Source organism: Pseudoduganella rhizocola (assembly GCF_045984285.3).
In the GTDB taxonomy this organism is placed as follows: domain Bacteria; phylum Pseudomonadota; class Gammaproteobacteria; order Burkholderiales; family Burkholderiaceae_D; genus Rugamonas.
Genome location: NZ_JBJQIK030000005.1, coordinates 122372 through 140118, shown reverse-complemented (window position 1 = coordinate 140118; position 17747 = coordinate 122372). Strand labels below are relative to the sequence as shown.

At 63.6% G+C, this 17747-nt stretch carries 20 protein-coding genes; 4 read left to right on the top strand and 16 right to left on the bottom strand.

Going from position 1 to position 17747, the window contains the following annotated elements; genetic code table 11:
• The first annotated feature begins 11 nt into the window (after window positions 1–11).
• Both ACJRPG_RS13625 and ACJRPG_RS13620 read left to right on the top strand, forming a co-directional pair.
• Window positions 12–587, top strand: a complete 576-nt coding sequence (locus ACJRPG_RS13625) for a biliverdin-producing heme oxygenase (protein ID WP_408000631.1) — start codon at window positions 12–14, stop codon at window positions 585–587.
• The gene (locus ACJRPG_RS13620; RefSeq protein ID WP_408000630.1) at window positions 584–2761 is read left to right on the top strand and encodes an ATP-binding protein; all 2178 of its coding nucleotides are present in this window, start codon (window positions 584–586) and stop codon (window positions 2759–2761) included. The genes ACJRPG_RS13625 and ACJRPG_RS13620 overlap by 4 nt, the downstream gene beginning before the upstream one ends.
• Here the strand turns inward: ACJRPG_RS13620 and ACJRPG_RS13615 are convergent.
• From ACJRPG_RS13615 to ACJRPG_RS13605, 3 genes are read right to left on the bottom strand one after another with little or no spacing between them, the layout of a single operon-like run.
• A complete protein-coding gene (locus ACJRPG_RS13615; RefSeq protein WP_408000629.1) occupies window positions 2749–3159 on the bottom strand; it encodes a VOC family protein in 411 nt (136 codons plus the stop codon). The genes ACJRPG_RS13620 and ACJRPG_RS13615 overlap by 13 nt on opposite strands.
• A 12-nt stretch (window positions 3160–3171) precedes the next feature.
• A complete protein-coding gene (locus ACJRPG_RS13610; RefSeq protein WP_408000628.1) occupies window positions 3172–4059 on the bottom strand; it encodes a hypothetical protein in 888 nt (295 codons plus the stop codon).
• 8 nt (window positions 4060–4067) lie between these two features.
• A complete protein-coding gene (locus tag ACJRPG_RS13605; protein ID WP_408000627.1) occupies window positions 4068–4370 on the bottom strand; it encodes a hypothetical protein in 303 nt (100 codons plus the stop codon).
• Between the two features lie 102 nt (window positions 4371–4472).
• Here ACJRPG_RS13605 and ACJRPG_RS13600 point away from each other — a divergent pair, with 102 nt between their 5' ends.
• Window positions 4473–4781 (top strand): BrnT family toxin, encoded by a 309-nt coding sequence (locus tag ACJRPG_RS13600; RefSeq protein ID WP_408000626.1) that lies wholly within the window; start codon window positions 4473–4475, stop codon window positions 4779–4781.
• Window positions 4774–4947, top strand: a complete 174-nt coding sequence (locus tag ACJRPG_RS13595; RefSeq protein WP_408000625.1) for a hypothetical protein — start codon at window positions 4774–4776, stop codon at window positions 4945–4947. Before ACJRPG_RS13600 ends, ACJRPG_RS13595 begins: the two co-directional genes overlap by 8 nt.
• Here the strand turns inward: ACJRPG_RS13595 and ispF are convergent.
• From ispF to nuoG, 13 genes are read right to left on the bottom strand one after another with little or no spacing between them, the layout of a single operon-like run.
• Window positions 4925–5419, bottom strand: coding sequence for a 2-C-methyl-D-erythritol 2,4-cyclodiphosphate synthase (gene ispF, locus ACJRPG_RS13590; protein WP_408000624.1), 495 nt, complete (start codon window positions 5417–5419; stop codon window positions 4925–4927). The genes ACJRPG_RS13595 and ispF overlap by 23 nt on opposite strands.
• A complete protein-coding gene (gene ispD / locus ACJRPG_RS13585; RefSeq protein WP_408000623.1) occupies window positions 5416–6117 on the bottom strand; it encodes a 2-C-methyl-D-erythritol 4-phosphate cytidylyltransferase in 702 nt (233 codons plus the stop codon). The genes ispF and ispD overlap by 4 nt, the downstream gene beginning before the upstream one ends.
• Window positions 6118–6119: 2 nt before the next feature.
• Window positions 6120–6827, bottom strand: a complete 708-nt coding sequence (locus ACJRPG_RS13580; RefSeq protein WP_408000622.1) for a hypothetical protein — start codon at window positions 6825–6827, stop codon at window positions 6120–6122.
• A 3-nt stretch (window positions 6828–6830) separates the two neighbouring features.
• Window positions 6831–7388 carry an NUDIX domain-containing protein gene (locus ACJRPG_RS13575; protein WP_408000621.1) on the bottom strand — a complete coding sequence of 186 codons (558 nt, stop codon included), beginning with the start codon at window positions 7386–7388 and terminating at the stop codon, window positions 6831–6833.
• Between the two features lie 33 nt (window positions 7389–7421).
• Window positions 7422–7724, bottom strand: coding sequence for a DUF2818 family protein (locus ACJRPG_RS13570; RefSeq protein ID WP_408000620.1), 303 nt, complete (start codon window positions 7722–7724; stop codon window positions 7422–7424).
• A gap of 3 nt (window positions 7725–7727) precedes the next feature.
• Window positions 7728–9212: an NADH-quinone oxidoreductase subunit NuoN gene (gene nuoN / locus ACJRPG_RS13565; protein ID WP_408000619.1), complete on the bottom strand. Its 1485-nt coding sequence runs from the start codon at window positions 9210–9212 to the stop codon at window positions 7728–7730.
• A gap of 22 nt (window positions 9213–9234) precedes the next feature.
• Window positions 9235–10740, bottom strand: a complete 1506-nt coding sequence (locus ACJRPG_RS13560) for an NADH-quinone oxidoreductase subunit M (protein ID WP_408000618.1) — start codon at window positions 10738–10740, stop codon at window positions 9235–9237.
• An 18-nt stretch (window positions 10741–10758) separates the two neighbouring features.
• Window positions 10759–12843, bottom strand: coding sequence for an NADH-quinone oxidoreductase subunit L (nuoL, locus tag ACJRPG_RS13555; RefSeq protein WP_408000617.1), 2085 nt, complete (start codon window positions 12841–12843; stop codon window positions 10759–10761).
• 37 nt (window positions 12844–12880) lie between these two features.
• Entirely contained in the window at window positions 12881–13189 is a 309-nt protein-coding gene (gene nuoK, locus ACJRPG_RS13550) for an NADH-quinone oxidoreductase subunit NuoK (protein ID WP_408000616.1), read from the bottom strand.
• Window positions 13186–13818: an NADH-quinone oxidoreductase subunit J gene (locus tag ACJRPG_RS13545; RefSeq protein WP_408000615.1), complete on the bottom strand. Its 633-nt coding sequence runs from the start codon at window positions 13816–13818 to the stop codon at window positions 13186–13188. The genes nuoK and ACJRPG_RS13545 overlap by 4 nt, the downstream gene beginning before the upstream one ends.
• A 12-nt stretch (window positions 13819–13830) precedes the next feature.
• Entirely contained in the window at window positions 13831–14319 is a 489-nt protein-coding gene (nuoI, locus tag ACJRPG_RS13540; RefSeq protein WP_408000614.1) for an NADH-quinone oxidoreductase subunit NuoI, read from the bottom strand.
• A gap of 12 nt (window positions 14320–14331) precedes the next feature.
• The gene (gene nuoH / locus ACJRPG_RS13535; RefSeq protein WP_408000613.1) at window positions 14332–15408 is read right to left on the bottom strand and encodes an NADH-quinone oxidoreductase subunit NuoH; all 1077 of its coding nucleotides are present in this window, start codon (window positions 15406–15408) and stop codon (window positions 14332–14334) included.
• Window positions 15408–17738 (bottom strand): NADH-quinone oxidoreductase subunit NuoG, encoded by a 2331-nt coding sequence (nuoG, locus tag ACJRPG_RS13530; protein WP_408000612.1) that lies wholly within the window; start codon window positions 17736–17738, stop codon window positions 15408–15410. Before nuoG ends, nuoH begins: the two co-directional genes overlap by 1 nt.
• Window positions 17739–17747 lie beyond the last annotated feature (9 nt).

Here is a 17747-nt window from a genome sequence, read left to right as displayed (position 1 = left end):
TAAAATGCCGCATGAGTAAGGACATCCTCACCGCACTGCGCACGGCCACTGCCAGCCGTCACGAAATTCTCGACAGCAACATGCCATTGGCACAGGCCGAGCCAACGCTGGCGGACTACCGCGACCATCTCGACCTCCTGCGTGAATGGCTGGCGCCGATTGAAGCCTGGCAGGCGCGCTTCAGCGACGGCCCGCAGGACGGCGCCCTGCTGCCGCCTGCGCCCCATGTTCCGATGATCGACGCCGACCTGCAGCATCCTGCGATGCCGCAGCGTACGCTCGCAAACGCCCCCACGCCCGCCGCGCTCCCCGCTTCCGACGCTTCCGCCTATCGCTGGGGAGTGAGCTATGTGATTGAAGGCTCGCGCCTCGGCGGCGCCGTGCTGCACCGCAGGCTTGCCGCCCGCCTTGCGCCGCATCCGCTGCGCTACCTTCACGCTGACGGCCAGGCGCCGGGACCGCGCTGGCAGCACTTTATCCGCACCCTGCGCGCCGAGGTCCACGCCGATGCCGATATCGAAGCGGCATGCGCCGGCGCCTGCGATGCCTTCGACGCGCTGCTGGCGCTGCACAAGGCGGCAGCATGAGCGCCGCGCAGCCCAGCCAGCCGCTGGGGCTCGACAACTGTGCCGATGAACCGATTCATATTCCAGGCCACATCCAGCCGCACGGCGCCCTGCTGGCCTTCGACGGCAAGGCCATGCTGCGCGAGTGGAGCGGCAACGCCGCTGCCCTGCTGGGCGTGGCGCCGGCGCCGGGCGCGCCCGCTGATGCGCTGGAGCTCGGCCCGGACGCGCTGGCGCTGATCGCCGCCTGTCTTGCGGAACTGGGCGAAGACGGCGTTCCTCCCGCGGCTGCCGAAGTGCGGCTGGCGGGCCGCACCTTCGACTGTGTGGTGCACGGCACCGGCCAGCGGGTCATCGCGGAATTCGAACTGCGCAGCCAGCCCAGCGACGAAGTGGCGGCCTTCGCGCTCAAGGCGCATGGCGCCATCGACAAGATCAAGCGCCAGAAAGCCATCCCGGCCCTGCTGCAGCTGGCAGTGGAACAGATCGCCGCCATTACCGGTTTCGACCGCGTGATGGCCTACCGCTTCCGGCACGACGACAGCGGCGACGTGGTGGCCGAGGCGGTGCGCTCCGGCCTGCGGCCTTATCTCGGCATGCGCTATCCGGCCAGCGATATTCCTGCGCAGGCGCGACGGCTGTACACCATCAATACCCTGCGCCTGATCGCGGATATCGGCTACCAGCCGGTCGCAGTCCATGGCATGGGCGGTGCGCCGCTGGACATGAGCCACTGCATCCTGCGCAGCGTATCGCCGATCCATGTCGAGTACCTGCAGAACATGGGCGTGGGCGCGTCCATGAGCGTGTCGATTGTCGTCAACGGACGTCTATGGGGACTGGTCGCCTGCCACCACATGGCGCCCAAGCAGGTGCCCTATTCCATCCGCATGGCCTGCGACGTGGTGGCGCAGGTGCTGGCCGCCACCGTGCAGTCGCTCGATGCGCGCGAACGCTCTGCGCTCACGGAGCAGGCGGCCGGCATGCGCACCCATCTCATCGAAACCCTGCTGCACGAAGATGATGTGCTGGCGGCGCTCGCGCAGCATGCCGACAGCGTGGCCGCCTCGCTCGGCGCCGAAGCGCTGGTATTTTCGCAGCAGGGCAAACTGCATGTCCATGGCCCGCTGGCGCCTGCGCAGGCCGCGGCCATCGTGGCATCCCTGCCTTCGGGCGGCGACGAGCTGCTGCAGCGCAGCCGCCGCGACGCCTGGCCCGGGGATGCACGCGAACAGATCGGCCCCTGGGTCGGCCTGCTGGGACTGTATTTCGATCCGGCGACCGAAGGCTGGCTGCTCGCGCTGCGGCAGGAACAGGTGGAAACCGTGCGCTGGGGCGGCAAGCCGGAAAAGGAAGTCAAGGTCGGCCCCCTGGGTCCTCGCCTCACGCCGCGCGGCTCCTTCGAGGAATGGCTCGACGTGGTGCGCGGCACCGCCGAGCCCTGGAGCGCCGACCACCTGCTGGTGGCGGACCAGCTGCTCGGGGAAATGCACCGCGCCAGCATGGTGCGCCACGCCGAGATGGAACGCGCGCGCATGCAGCTGCTGGCCATGCTTGGCCACGACCTGCGCGATCCGCTGCAGTCGATTACGATGGCGGCCTCGGTTCTCCAGCATGGCGGCGAGGGCCATCCCCTCGGCCAGCGCATCGAGCGCTCCAGCGGCCGCATGCAGCGCCTCATCAGCCAGGTGCTCGATATGAGCCGGCTGGAAAGCGGTCTTGGACTGGCGCTTCAGCTGCAGCCCGTCAATGTGAGCCGCATGGCGGAAGACCTGCTGGACGAGTCGCGCACCGCGCATCCGGGCGTCGACTACCAGGCCGCGATTGTGCCCGACGTGTCGATCACGGCGGATGCGGACCGGCTGGCCCAGGTCATCAGCAACCTGCTGAGCAATGCGCGGCACCATGGGCGCGCAGGCGAGGCGGTGATGCTGGTGCTGGAGCGCGATGCCCAGGGGGTGCGGATCGAAGTGCGCAACCACGGCCAGCCCATCGCGGAAGAACTGGTGCCGCAGCTGTTCAACCCGTTCAAGCGCATGGCGCTGCATAATCCGGCCAACCGCACCGGCATGGGCCTGGGCTTGTACATCGCGGCCAATATCGTCCAGGGCCACGGCGGCGAGATCAGCTACCGTTATGAAGCCCCGCACGTCATCTTCAGCGTGGCCCTGCCCCTCGCCTCTCAGGCCGGATAAGGAGCGCCCTTCAGTTCCACGGTATTGCCTTCGGGGTCCTGGATATAGATCGAAGGCCCCTCGCCTTCCGCGCCGTAGCGCGATTCGGACGCGCCGTTCTCCACGCCGTGCCGCGTGAGGTGGGCACGGATTTCCTCTTCATCGAAAGGCTCCACGCGGAAGCAGAAATGGTCCACGTTGCGCCCCTCCTTGCCCGGCGGCGCCCCGCCCATGCGGCCCAGCTTCTGGTCCACCGGCACCAGGTCCACCAGCGATGCGCCGGCGCGCAGCTGCACCAGGCCGATTTCATCCTGCCTGCGCTCCATGGTGCAGCCCAGGACATCCATATAGAACTTCACCATCTTGCCGAGATCGACCACGCGCAGCACGATGTGGTCAAGTTCGCGAATGCGTATCATCCAGTCTCCTTGTCAGAATGCAGGCGCTGGATTCCGGCCTGCCTCCACTTCATATTTTCCCGCACGGTAGACGAAGCGCATTTTCTGCGCCACCGCCTCGGCCGGCTGCGGCACGCCGCGTACGGATTCGCTGCGGCCGCCCGTGAATTCAATCGTGATATCGCCCGGTCCTCGCTCCGCCTGCGCCACCTGCACCGCGCCCTTTACCGAGATGCAGCGCTGCGCATCAGCCTTGCGGAAATCTTCCTCCGTGCCGTCGCTGACCGGGCGCAGGGTCGGCATCACCGCTGCAAGGCGTCCGGGGCAGCCCGCCAGCGCGCCGGTATTCTGCGCCTCGACGGTTTGCTGCAGCGCCGGCTTGGCGCGCACACCCTTCGCATCGAAATCGTACAGCGTGATCCAGCTGTTGCAGTAGCCCTGCCAGCAGCTGCCGTATTCGGCCAGCACGGCCGGGTGCCCAGGCGCCAGCTGCAGCTCGCTGATATCGGCCGCGCCGAAGAAACCGTGCAGCGCAAAGGGCTCCTGCCGCGTGCTGAGCTTCCAGCCTGCCTTTGACGGCGTGAACATGTAGGCGGCGATGCCCAGCGGCTGCGCATGCGAGGTATCCGGCGTGCCGTCCGCGTAGGCCGGCGCCAGCGTGGCGATCAGCGCGATGCGCTTCGGCCCCAGCCGCGTGGCGAACTTCGGCTGCACGATGACCTGGCGGGTCGCCGCCCTGCTTTTGCCTGCGCCTGCCCAGCCGCGCGCCACCGCATTCACCTTGATGGTCTGCAGCCTGCCGTCGCTGTCATCGGTCCATTTCGGGAAGGCCAGCGCCATCAGCTCCTCCGGCGCCGGCAGAGCCTCCTCCTGCGCGTGCGCGAAACCGCAAATGAACAGCAGGAACACGAGGTAGCGCATAGGGGCTCCTAGATACGTCCGCGCCGGAAGGCGGCGAGGAAGGTTTTGCTTTGTTGCGGCGTGAGCACTTCGATGGGATCGCCGTGGTAGACGTAGAGGTAGGGTTCGCCGCCGAGGCGGTCGGTCAGCTTGGCCAGCACCTTGAAGCAGGTGCCGACCGGGTAGCGCTGCGGATCGCGCATGGCCTGCGGACAATCCACGCGCAGGCCCGAATGGTAGGCCTGCCCATTCATCGGCCGCACGCGCACGCGCGCGCCGTCGTAAAACGACTCCACGGCCACTTCGCGGTATGCATGAATATCCCTTGCCATATCCCTATGGTAACAGTCCACGGGCTGATCCGCATTAAATCCCGCATCGCCGATCCGGCCCACAATCGTGCTTGCAGTTCCACGACAAGGGCATACACTGAAATGCTGATTACCTGGGACGAATCAAAGCGGCGCACCAACCTGAAGAAGCACGGATGGGATTTCTCGCTCGTGCAGGAGGTGCTGGATGGCATTACGTACATGGAAGAAGACCGGCGCTACAATTATCCTGAGCGCCGGTATTGGACATTCGGTCTGTCAGGCGGCCATGTGGTGCTGATCGTTCACACAGAAACACAAGGGAGGTTTCATGTCATCTCGTTCCGCAAAGCCGACCGACAGGAAAGCCGCCGTTTCTGGGACCGCGTCGGAAAACCTGACAGACTGGGCCAGGGTGGAAGGGATGGATGACGAAGACATCGTCTTCGACGAGGATTCGCCGCGCTTGCCCCATGATTTCGGCGCACATGGCATATTCCGGTACGGCGACCGGTTGGCCACCGCCGAAGAGATCAAGGAATTCCTGCAAGCTGTAAAAACTTACGCGGACCGGCCTAGGAAGAAGCGCGAACGATAAGGAGCGCGACGGCTTCGGCGTTGATGCCTTCTTCGCGGCCGAGGTAGCCCAGTTTTTCGTTGGTCTTCGCTTTGATGTTGACCTGGCCCGGCGCGACGCCGAGGTCTTCCGCGATGTTGGCCACCATGGTGGCGATGTGCGGCGCCATCTTCGGCTTCTGCGCGATGATGGTGGCGTCCACGTTACCGATGTCGTAGCCCGTTGCCTTCACGCGCTTCGCAGCCTCGCGCAGCAGCACGCGCGAATCGGCGCCGCGGAATTCCTCGGCCGTATCCGGAAAGTGCTTGCCGATGTCGCCCAGCGCCGCCGCGCCGAGAATCGCATCCGTGATCGCATGCAGCAGCGCATCCGCATCCGAGTGGCCCAGCAGGCCGCGGTCGTGCGGAATCTCCACCCCGCCCAGTATCAGCTTGCGGCCTTCGACGAGGCGGTGGCTGTCGTAACCCTGTCCGATGCGGAATGGCAGATTCATGCGGGATCCTGTTTGAGATACATTTCAGCGATGCCGATATCGCTCGGCAGCGTCACCTTGAAGTTGCGGGGATGGCCTTCCACCAGTTTCGGCGACAGTCCCAGCGCTTCGATGGCACTGGCATCGTCGGTAATGGCCGAGGGATCGGCCGCCGCGCCCAGCGCACGCTCCAGCAGCGCATAAGGGAACATCTGCGGCGTTTGCGCCAGCCACAGGCCCTCGCGCGGCGTGGTAGCCACCCCGCCGCCGCGCGTGCTCTTTACGGTATCGACCACCGGCAGCGCAAGCAGCCCGCCGGCGGGCTCGCCGCCCGCCTCTTCGATCAGTTTGCGGATCAGCCCCGGCGTGAGGCCGGGACGCGCCGCATCATGCACCAGAACCAGGTCATCGTCGCCGATCTGCGCCCGCGCCGCGCGCAAGCCGTTCAGGATCGACTCCATGCGCGTAGCGCCCCCGCAGCGCAGCACCGTCACGCCCGGCTCGCCGGCCGGCAGCACGCCGCCGATATACGCGTCCTCCGCGCTCACCACCACATAGGTGTGGGCAATCAGTTCGCTGCGCTGGAAGGCTTCCACTGCGTAGCGCAGCATCGGCTTGCCGGCGATCGGCAGGTACTGCTTTGGCGAACCGGCCGCCATGCGCGCGCCCACGCCGGCGGCGGGAATCAGGGCAATGTGGCGTTTGTCTTGTTTGCTCATGCTTATCTGCCGCCGGGGCGGCGTGTTCTGTTCAATACCCGCTGGATCTCGCCGCCGCACATCTTGCCGAGGCGCGCATATTCGGCGGGCGTGTCGATCGCAGCCTGCAGCCTTTCCACCTTCGCCATTTCGGCCTTGATGAAGGTCAGCCAGCCGCTGTTGATCTCGTGCGCCAGCGCCGATTGCGCGGTGCCGGACGGCGCGTACAGCGGCTTGCCGCCGAAACGCTTCGCCAGCGCATCGCGCACAGTCTTTTCCGCACGCGGCAGGTGGTCCATATAGGTCTGCATATGCCGCATCTCGTGCGCCAGGATCACATCATACCCGCAAGTCCCCTGCGGGAACTCCCTGCCGACGTAGACCTTCACCGGGGCATAGGTAAGCTCCACGATGATCTGCGGCGCAATGCATTCATAGCCGCTGGCCTTGTCCTGCAGGATAGGCCCGTTGGTGGCGATCTGCACCCGCGATTCGGTGCGCGTCAGGCCCAGCACATAGGAATTGGCGGAGGCCACGCCCTTCATGGCCGTCAGCTCCTTGTAGGAGAGCTGGGTGTTGACCGAGTAGCCGTTCTGCTTTGCCGACAGCACGGAGACGGTCTTGCTGATCGTGTCCTCGCAGCGGACCTGGAATGCGGTGCGCGGCGCGGCAATCGCGGCCGCCGGCAGCAGGAGCGCCAGCACCAGCAGCACGCCGCGCAAGCGCCCCATCGCTCAGTCCAGCTTCCAGTTCCCGGAACGCAGCTTGTCCAGCCAGAAGATGCCGATAATGGTTTTCACGTCGCTGATCTGCCCCGTGCGCACCATCTCCAGCAGCTCGTCCAGGCTGGCGGTGAACACGTCGAGGAACTCGCCCTCGTCCAGTTTCTGCTCGCCCTTCTCCAGCCCGCGCGCCAGGTAGATATCGAGATGTTCGTCCGAATAGGCAATGGCGTTGTGGATGGTGGTAATGAAATCCCACTCCGTCGCGGTATAGCCGGTTTCTTCCTGCAGCTCGCGGATGGCGCTGGCCAGCGGGTCTTCGCCCTTGTCGATCTTCCCTGCCGGGAGCTCGATGAACACGCGGTCGTTCGGATAGCGGAACTGGCGTTCCAGCAGCACGGTACCGTCGTCCAGTACGGGAATGATCACCACCGCGCCCGGATGCCGGAAATATTCGCGGCTGGTCTCGGCGCCGTTCGGCAGCTTGATGCGGTCCTTGTGGACCTTGAGGAAATTGCCGTCATAAACCAGGCCGCCATCGACCCTGGTTTCCTTCAGGTGCGCATCCATGCACGCTCCTTCAAATTCAAAAATGACAGTGTATCAGTGGCGCTTGCGGAGATAGCGCACAACGAAGCCGGGAAAGGCGAAGACGAGGAACAGGCAGTAGCTGATCGCGTAGAACTCCCAGTTCTGCGGGAACACGGTGCCGATGCGGGCTTCCAGCGCGAGGCCGATGCCGCCCACCACAAAGTACAGCGCCGTCAGTTCCAGCAGGCGCACGATGAAGGGCTTGCGCCCCGCGCGCCAGGGAACCGCGGCGAATACCTTGTCATTGAAAAACGGCAGGTTGGCGGCTGCCAAGCCAAGCAGTATCACCAACCAGCTCGATGCGCCGACATCCATCGATCAGGATGCCAGCGTTTTTTGCATGGCGCTCAGGCAGGCATTGAGCAGCGATTCCGGCGCCAGGCCCAGGGCCAGCACCAGCACGCCGTTCAGGGCCAGCACGAAGGCCTTGTCGCCGGCGACCTTGATCGGTGCGTTGTCGGTGCCCTCGTCGAACCACATGGTCTTCACCACGCGCAGGTAGTAGTAAGCGCCGACCAGCGATGCCAGTACTGCGAACACGGTCAGCCACAGGTAGCCCGCTTTCAGCACGGACTGCAGTACCGCGAACTTGGCCACGAAGCCCATCAGCGGCGGCACGCCTGCCAGCGAGAACATCAGCGCCGTCATCAGCAGTGCATACCACGGGCTGCGCTTTGCCAGGCCCTTGAAGTCGGCCAGTTCTTCCGCTTCGAAGCCGGAGCGGGCCAGCACCATGATCAGGCCGAAGCTGCCCAGCGTGGTCAGCACGTAGGTGATCGAGTAGTACATCGCCGAGCTGTAGGCGGCAGCGGCGTTGGCCTGGTCCTGCCCCACGACGCCGGCCATCAGGCCGAGCAGAACGAAGCCCATCTGCGCGATGGTGGAATAAGCCAGCATGCGTTTCAGGTTGCTCTGCGCGATAGCGGTCAGGTTGCCGATCACCAGCGACAGCACGGCCAGGATGGTCAGCATCTGCTGCCAGTCGAAGGCCAGCGGAAGCATGCCTTCCACCAGCAGGCGCACGCAGATGGCGAAGGTCGCCAGCTTCGGTGCGCCGCCCAGCAGCAGGGTCACGCCGGTCGGCGAACCCTGGTAGACGTCAGGCACCCACATGTGGAAAGGCACGGCGCCCAGCTTGAAGGCCAGGCCGGCCACCACGAACACCACGCCGAACACCAGGATGGTCGGGTTGATGGTGCCGGAGCCGATCTTGCGCGCCACTTCCGAGATATCCAGGGAACCGGTGGCGCCATACATCATGGACATGCCGTACAGCAGGAAGCCCGATGCCAGCGCGCCCAGGATGAAGTACTTCATCGACGCTTCGGTTGCGGCGGTGTTATCGCGGCGCATTGCCACCAGCGCATACAGCGACAGCGACATCAGTTCCAGGCCGAGGTAGATCGACAGGAAGTTGTTGGCCGAGATCATGACCATCTGGCCCAGCATCGAGAACAGCGCCAGCACATAGAATTCGCCGCCCAGCGAACCGCCCAGCATGCCGCGGTCGGTCGAGTACTGGCGCGAGTAGACCAGCGTGATGCCTACGGTGAGGTAGGTGAACATCTTCAGCAGGTTGCCCATCGGGTCGGACACGAACATATTGTTGAACGTGTAGACCGTGGTGCCTGCGCTGAAGTCCACGAAGGTGAAGGCGGCGCAGCCTGCGAGCGTCAGCAGCGACAGCACGTAGGTGATGTTGCGCTTCGACTCGGACAGGAACATGTCGATCAGCAGGATCGCCGAGGTGGCGATCACCAGGAAAATCTCTGCGTAGACAGGAATCAGGTTAGGAGTATTCATGAAAACTTGGTCCTATCGGCATTCAGTGTGCAATGGCGAGCTTGCTCTGTGCGACGTGCTTCAGCAGGTCGGCCACGGAGGTTTGCATCGTGTCGGTGAATGGCGCCGGGTACAGGCCCATCACCAGCACCGCGATCGCCAGGATGCCCAGCATCAGGAACTCGCGGTTGTTAATGTCGGTCAGTTCCGCCACATGGTGGTTCGTTACCTTGCCGAAGATGACGCGCTTGGCCATCCACAGCGAGTAGGCAGCACCGAAGATCAGCGCGGTCGCGGCCAGGATGCCGGTCACGAAGTTGAACTGCACGGCGCCCAGGATGACCATGAACTCGCCGACGAAGCCGGAAGTCGCCGGCAGGCCGCAGTTCGCCATCGAGAACAGCACGAAGAAGGCTGCGAACTTCGGCATCTTGTTGACGACGCCACCGTAGTCGGCGATCTGGCGCGAGTGGGCGCGGTCATACAGCACGCCGATGCACAGGAACATGGCGCCCGAAATGAAGCCGTGCGAAATCATCTGCACGATACCGCCCTGCACCGACATGTCGTTGAACATGAAGAAGCCCAGGGTGACGAAGCCCATGTGCGCGATCGACGAGTAGGCGACCAGCTTCTTCATGTCCTTCTGCACCAGCGCCACCAGGCCGATATAGATCACGGCGATCAGCGACAGCACGATCACGAAACCGGCCAGCTCTTTCGACGCATCCGGCACGATCGGCAGCGAGAAACGCAGGAAGCCGTAAGCGCCCAGTTTCAGCATGATGGCCGCCAGCACGGCGGAACCGCCGGTCGGCGCTTCCACGTGCACGTCCGGCAGCCAGGTATGGACCGGGAACATCGGCACCTTCACGGCGAAGGCCATGAAGAAAGCGAAGAAGATCGCGATCTGCTCCGGCATCGTCAGCGGCAGCTGGTGCCACGCCAGGATGTCCCAGCTACCGGACTTGTTGTACAGGTAGATGATGGCAACCAGCGTCAGCAGCGAACCGAAGAAGGTGTAGAGGAAGAACTTGAACGATGCGTAGATGCGGTTGGCGCCGCCCCACACGCCGATGATGATGTACATCGGGATCAGGGTCGCTTCGAAGAAGAAGTAGAACAGCAGGCCGTCCATGGCGCAGAACACGCCGATCATCAGGCCGGACAGGATCAGGAAGGCGCCCATGTACTGCGCCACGCGCTCCTGGATCACTTCCCAGGCCGAGATCACCACGATGATGGTGATGAAGGCCGTCAGCGGCACGAACCACAGCGACAGGCCGTCGATGCCCAGCGAGTAGAAGATGTTGAAGCGTTCGATCCACGCCGATTTTTCCACGAACTGCATGCCGTGGGCGTTGTTGTCGAAGTTGGTGATCAGCGGGATCGTCGGCAGCAGCGAGACGATGGAGCCGACCAGGGCCAGCACGCGCACCATGCCGGCGCGCGTATCGCGGCCGACCGCCAGGATGATCAGGCCGAACAGCACCGGCAGCCAGATCGAGAGGCTCAGGTAAGGAGGTAGAGTATTAATCGTAGACTGCATCTTTTTTCTCTTGTCCGTTTATGCGTGCCAGAACGGCAGGAAGTACACCAGGAAGCCCAGGATGCCGATGATCATGACGAAGGCATAGTGGTAGATGTAGCCGGTCTGCGCGAGGCGGGTCAAGCCGGAGAACCAGCCCACCACTTTCGCGCTGCCGTTCACCACCAGGCCGTCGATCAGGGTGCGGTCGCCCACATTCCACAGGCCCTCGCCGAGCAGGCGTGCGCCCTTGGCCCACACCACTTCGTTGAACTTGTCCATGTAGTACTTGTTGTCCAGCAGCGTGTGCACTGCCTTGAACTTCGCGTAGAACCATGCCGGCACGCGCGGATTGATCATGTAGCAGTAGTAGGCGGCTGCCACGCCGGCCAGCGCGAGCCAGAACGGTGCGGTAGTCAGGCCGTGGATGGCCATTGCCATCGCGCCGTGGAACTCGTGCTTCAGCTCCGCCATCGCTTCGTGGCGTTCGGCCACGGCGATCACGCCCTTGAAGAAGTCGCCGTGCAGCATCGGTTCGATGGCGAAGTAGCCGATCAGCACCGACGGGATGGCCAGCATCACCAGCGGGAACCACACGACGAATGGCGATTCGTGCGGCTTCTGGCCGGGTTCCAGGCCGTGGTGGCCATGGTCGTCTTCCTCTTCTTCATGATGCGCATCGGAATCGTGCGCAGGCGCGTGGTCGTCGTGCTTGGCGTGCGCATGGTCATCATGGGCATGGGCCTTGCCGAAACGCTCTTCGCCGTGGAACACGAGGAAGTACATGCGGAAGGAGTAGAAAGCGGTAACAAACACGCCGGCCAGCACCGCGAAGTTCGCGAAGCCTGCGCCAGGGATGTGGGTGGCGTGCACGGCTTCGATGATCGAATCCTTCGAGTAGAAGCCGGAGAACAGCGGCGTGCCGATCAGCGCCAGGGAGCCCAGCAGCGAAGTGATCCAGGTGATCGGCATGTACTTGCGCAGGCCGCCCATATTGCGGATGTCCTGGTCGTGGTGCATGCCGATGATGACGGAGCCCGCGCCAAGGAACAGCAGCGCCTTGAAGAAGGCGTGGGTCATCAGGTGGAACACGGCCACCGAGTAGGCCGAAGCGCCCAGCGCCACGGTCATGTAGCCCAGCTGCGACAGCGTGGAGTAAGCCACCACGCGCTTGATGTCGTTCTGGATGATGCCCAGGAAGCCCATGAACAGCGCCGTGATCGAGCCGATCACGAGGATGAAGGACAGCGCGGTGTCCGACATCTCGAACAGCGGCGACATGCGGGTCACCATGAAGATACCCGCCGTCACCATGGTTGCGGCGTGGATCAGCGCGGAGATCGGGGTCGGGCCTTCCATCGAGTCAGGCAGCCACACGTGCAGCGGGAACTGCGCCGACTTGCCCATCGCGCCGATGAACAGGCAGATACAGGCCACGGTCAGCAGCGCCCAGCCGGTACCCGGCAGGGTCATGGCGGCCAGCGCATCCTTCTTCGCGAACACTTCCTGGTAGTCCATGGTGCCGGCGTAAGCCAGCAGCAGGCCGATGCCGAGGATGAAGCCGAAGTCGCCCACGCGGTTGACCAGGAAGGCCTTCATGTTCGCCACGATCGCGGTCGGACGCTTGTACCAGAAGCCGATCAGCAGGTAGGAGACCAGGCCCACCGCTTCCCAGCCGAAGAACAGCTGCAGGAAGTTATTGGCCATCACCAGCATCAGCATGGAGAAGGTGAACAGCGAGATGTAGGAGAAGAAGCGGTTATAGCCTTCGTCTTCCTGCATGTAGCCGATGGTGTAGATGTGCACCATCAGCGACACGAAGGTCACCACGCACATCATCATCGCGGTCAGCGAATCGATCTGGAAGCCGACTTCCAGGTTCACGCCCGCCACCGTCATCCAGCGGTAGACGGTGCCGTTGTAGGTGGCGCCGTCCATCACCGCCATCAGGGTCTGGAAGGAGATCAGGAAGGCGATCAGCACGCCCAGGATGGTCGCGGTATGCGATACCTTGCGGCCGACGACATTGCCGAAGAACTTGGTGCCCAGCAGGCCCGCGATCGCGGAACCGGCCAGCGGCGCCAGTGGTACGGCAAGAAGAAGGTTAGGGTTAAGCCCCGTCATGATGAACCTATCTGTTTATTATTCGAGGATTGAACACTTAGCCTTTGAGGCTATCCAGGTCTTCCACATTGATGGTGTCCAGGTTACGGAACATCACCACCAGGATCGCGAGGCCGATTGCCGATTCGGCAGCCGCCACGGTCAGGATGAAGAAGACAAAGATCTGCCCGGCCGCGTCGCCAAGGTAATGCGAGAACGCGATGAAGTTCATGTTCACTGCCAGCAGCATCAGTTCGATGGCCATCAGCAGGATGATGACGTTCTTGCGGTTCAGGAAAATACCGACGATCGAGATAGCGAACAGGATCGCGCCCAGGACCAGGTAATGTGCGAGCGATAAGGTCATTGCGCCTCCTTCGGTTCAGCCGCTTCGGTGTTGCGCTCCACGACTGCGTCCATCTTCACGATGCGCAGGCGGTCGTTACGCTTCACGCGCACCGCTTCGCCCGGATCGAAGTACTTGATATCCTTGCGCTTGCGCAGGGTCAGGGCCACGGCGGCGATGATCGCCACCAGCAGCACCACGGCCGCGATTTCAAACGCGTAGATATATTGGGTGTAGATCAGCAGGCCCAGTTCCTTCGTGCCGCCGATGGTGCCAGCGGCGGCCGGCGCCGTCGTGTTGCCGGTGCCGAAGCCGCGCCACAGCACGGAAGCCATTTCCAGCACGATGATGCCGCCAATGGTGGCAGCAACAGGCAGGTAGTTCCAGAAGCCTTCGCGCATCTTCTCCGTGTCGATATCGATCATCATCACGACGAACAGGAACAGCACCATCACGGCGCCGACATATACCAGCACCAGCACAATCGCCAGGAACTCGGCTTTCAGCAGCATCCAGATGCCGCCGGCCTGGAAGAAGGCCAGCACCAGGAACAGTGCTGCCTGCACCGGATTACGGGCAGTAATCACGCGCAGCGCCGCGAACACCATGATCGCGGAGAAGACGTAGAACAATACGGTTGTAAATTCCATGTGTTATTCCAATCAGCGGTACGCAGCGTCGGCGGCGCGGTTAGCGGCGATTTCCGCCTCATAACGGTCACCAACGGCCAGCAGCATTTCCTTGGTGTAGTACAGGTCGCCGCGCTTTTCGCCGTGGTATTCCAGCACGTGGGTTTCCACGATCGAATCGACCGGGCAGGACTCTTCGCAGAAGCCGCAGAAGATGCACTTGGTCAGGTCGATGTCGTAGCGCGTGGTGCGGCGGGTGCCGTCGTCACGCTGTTCGGACTCGATGGTGATCGCCATCGCCGGGCACACTGCTTCGCACAGCTTGCAGGCGATGCAGCGCTCTTCCCCGTTCGGATAGCGGCGCAGCGCGTGCAGGCCGCGGAAACGCGGCGACTGCGGCGTTTTCTCTTCCGGGTACTGCACGGTGATCTTGCGCGAGAACATATACTTGCCCGTCAGCGCCATCCCTTTGATCAGTTCCGACAGCATCAGGCTGCCGAAGAAATCTTTTACTCGTTCCATGATGTCGCTTCCTTACTTCCAAATATTCCAGGAGGTCTGCATCCAGCCTGCGACCACTACCAGCCACACCAGCGTGATTGGAATGAAGATTTTCCAGCCCAGACGCATGATCTGGTCGTAGCGGTAACGCGGGAAGGTACCGCGCACCCAGATAAAGACCGACACGATGAAGAAGGCCTTGGCGAACAGCCAGAAGAAGCCGCCGAAACCGCCCCAGAATTCCAGGAACTTGAACGGAGCAGCCCAGCCGCCGAGGAACATGATGGCAGCCAGCGTGCCGATCAGGATCATGTTGGCGTATTCGGCCAGCATGAACATGGCGTAGGACATGCCCGAATATTCGACCATGTGGCCGGCCACGATTTCGGACTCGCCTTCCACCACGTCGAAGGGGTGGCGGTTGGTCTCGGCCAGGCCGGACACCAGGTAGATCACGAACAGCGGCAGCAGCGGCAGCCAGTTCCAGGACAGGAAGCTCACGCCCATGTCGGCGAAGTAGCCCTGCCCCTGGCCGTTCACGATGTCGATGAAGTTCAGCGAACCGGACACCATCAGCACCACCACCAGCACGAAGCCCATCGGGATCTCGTAGGAGATCATCTGCGCCGAAGCGCGCATCGCGCCCATGAAGGAGTACTTCGAGTTCGACGACCAGCCGGCGATGATGATGCCGTAGACTTCCATCGAGGTGATCGCCATCAGCAGCAGCAGGCCTGCGTTCACGTTGGCCAGCACGGCTTCCGGACCGAAAGGCACCACCGACCATGCGGCCAGCGCCGGCATGATGGTCATGATCGGGCCGATCACGAACAGGCTGCGGGTCGCCTTGGTCGGGATCACGATCTCTTTGAAGAGCAGCTTGAGCGCGTCGGCGATCGGCTGCAGCAGGCCCATGGGGCCCACGCGGTTCGGGCCCACACGGATCTGGATCCAGCCGATCAGCTTGCGTTCCCACAGCGTTGCATAGGCCACGAGGCCCATCAGCGGCAGCAGCACGCACAGCAGCTTGATCATGGTCCAGGCCAGTGGCCATACAGGGCCCAGCAGCGCGGAGCCGTTCGTCGTAATGGTCGAGATAAAGCCGTCCATTATTTGGCCTCCCCTGCTTTGGCAACGGAAATCGGGCCGAACATATCGCCCAGGGTGCTGGTCGATACGTGTGCGGCAGCTACGCGCACCACGTTGGCAGGCAGCGCTGCGTCAACGCGGGCGGCCAGGACGGCGGAGCCGGAGCCCTGCACCACCTGCAGCAGGTCGCCATCCTTGGCGCCGATCTGCTGCGCCAGCGCAGCAGAGATATGCGCTTTCGGCGCGGCCGCATCCACGGTGGCCTGCAGCGGGCCGGAACGGCGCGCCAGTGCATCGGCGAAGTAGATCGGCACGTCGGCGATACGCTCCAGCTGCTCGCCGCCGCCGAAGGCAGCCGCGGTCAGCGTGGCTTTCGACACATTGCCCAGTTTCGCGGACAGGTCGGTCACGCCCTTGCCGAACACTTCGTCGCGGATCGCTTCCGAGGTTTCGTAGTCGAAGCCCGGCAGGCCGAGGATATTGCCCAGCACGCGCAGCACTTTCCATGCAGGACGCGCTTCGCCCAGCGGCTTCACGGTGCCGTTGAAGCTCTGTGCGCGGCCTTCGGCATTGACGAAGGTGCCCGAGGTTTCGGCGAACGGCGCGACCGGCAGCAGCACGTCGGCGTAGTCATGGCCATGCTTGAAGGCGGACATGACAACGACCATCTCGGCGGCTTTCAGCGCGGCGGAAGCGGCTTGCGGGTTGGCCGCATCCAGTTCCGGTTCGGCGTTCAGCAGCACATAGGCTTTCTTCGGCGCGGAGAAGGCCGGCGCGGCGTTCTTCGCGGTGGCGCCCACCAGGTAGCCGCCCACGGTGTTGGCCGCTTCGGTCAGGTAGCCCAGCTTGGCGCCGGTCGCTTCGGCAATCCACTGCGCGGCAGCGTGCAGCGCGGACGCTTGCGGGTGCTGCACGGCGGCGTTGCCGAGGAAGACGGCTTTCTGTTCGCCGCCCAGCAGGCTGGCAGCGATCGCGTTGGCGGAGTCGGACGGGGTCACAGTGTCGAAGCCGGCCGGGGCGGCAACGCCCTTCGCCTTCGCCACGGCAGCCACCACGCCGGACAGCGCGGCCAGCCAGTCGGATGGCGCGGCCACCAGCTTGTTCGCGGTGGTGATCAGGTTGTCGTCATTGACCGCATTCAGCGTGGACAGCTTGCCGCCGGCCTTCACGGCCGCGCGCAGGCGGGTCGCGAACAGCGGATGGTCCTTGCGCAGGAAGGAGCCGATGACGAACACGCGCTGCAGGTTGCTCAGCTCAGCAATCGGCATGCCCAGCCACGGGGTCACTTCGCCGTCCAGCGCGAAGTCGCGCTGGCGCAGGCGGAAGTCGATGTTCTCGGAACCCACGCCGCTCATCAGCTTCTTCAGCAGCGCCAGTTCTTCCACGGTGGAGTGGCCGGTCGCGTAGGCGGCCAGCGCATCGGCGCCGTGTTCGTGCTTGATGTTCTTCAGGCCGTGCGCCACGTATTCCAGCGCGGTCTGCCAGTCCACTTCCTTCCACTCGCCGCCCTGCTTCAGCATCGGCTGCGTCAGGCGTTCGTCGCTGTCCAGCGCCTCATACGAGAAGCGGTCCTTGTCGGAAATCCAGCATTCGTTGATGGCGTCGTTTTCCAGCGGCAGCACGCGCTTCACCTTGCCCTGCTTGACCTGGACGATCAGGTTGGCGCCGGTGGAGTCGTGCGGGGTGATGGATTTGCGGCGCGACAGTTCCCAGGTCCGGGCGCTGTAGCGGAAAGGCTTGGAGGTCAGCGCGCCGACCGGGCACAGGTCGATCATATTGCCCGACATCTCGGAGCTCACCGCTTCGCCGACGAAGGTGGTGATCTCGGAGTGCTCGCCGCGGCCCAGCATGCCCAGCTCCATCACGCCGGCCACTTCCTGGCCGAAACGCACGCAGCGCGTGCAGTGGATGCAGCGGCTCATTTCCTTCATCGACACCAGCGGGCCGGCTTCCTTCGGCACCACCACGCGCTTGTCTTCTTCGTAGCGCGATTCGTTCTTGCCGTAGCCGACGGCCAGATCCTGCAGCTGGCACTCGCCGCCCTGGTCGCAGATCGGGCAATCCAGCGGGTGGTTAATCAGCAGGAATTCCATGACGCTCTTCTGCGCCTGGACGGCCTTCTCGCTGTGCGAGCGCACGATCATGCCGGCGGATACCGGGGTGGCGCAGGCAGGCAGCGGCTTCGGCGCTTTTTCAACTTCCACGAGGCACATGCGGCAGTTCGCGGCGATCGACAATTTCTTGTGATAGCAGAAGTGCGGAATGTAGGTGCCCAGCTTGTTGGCGGCGTCCATCACCATACTGCCCGGTGGGACTTCGACTTTTTTGCCGTCTATTTCGATTTCAACCATGATGATCGC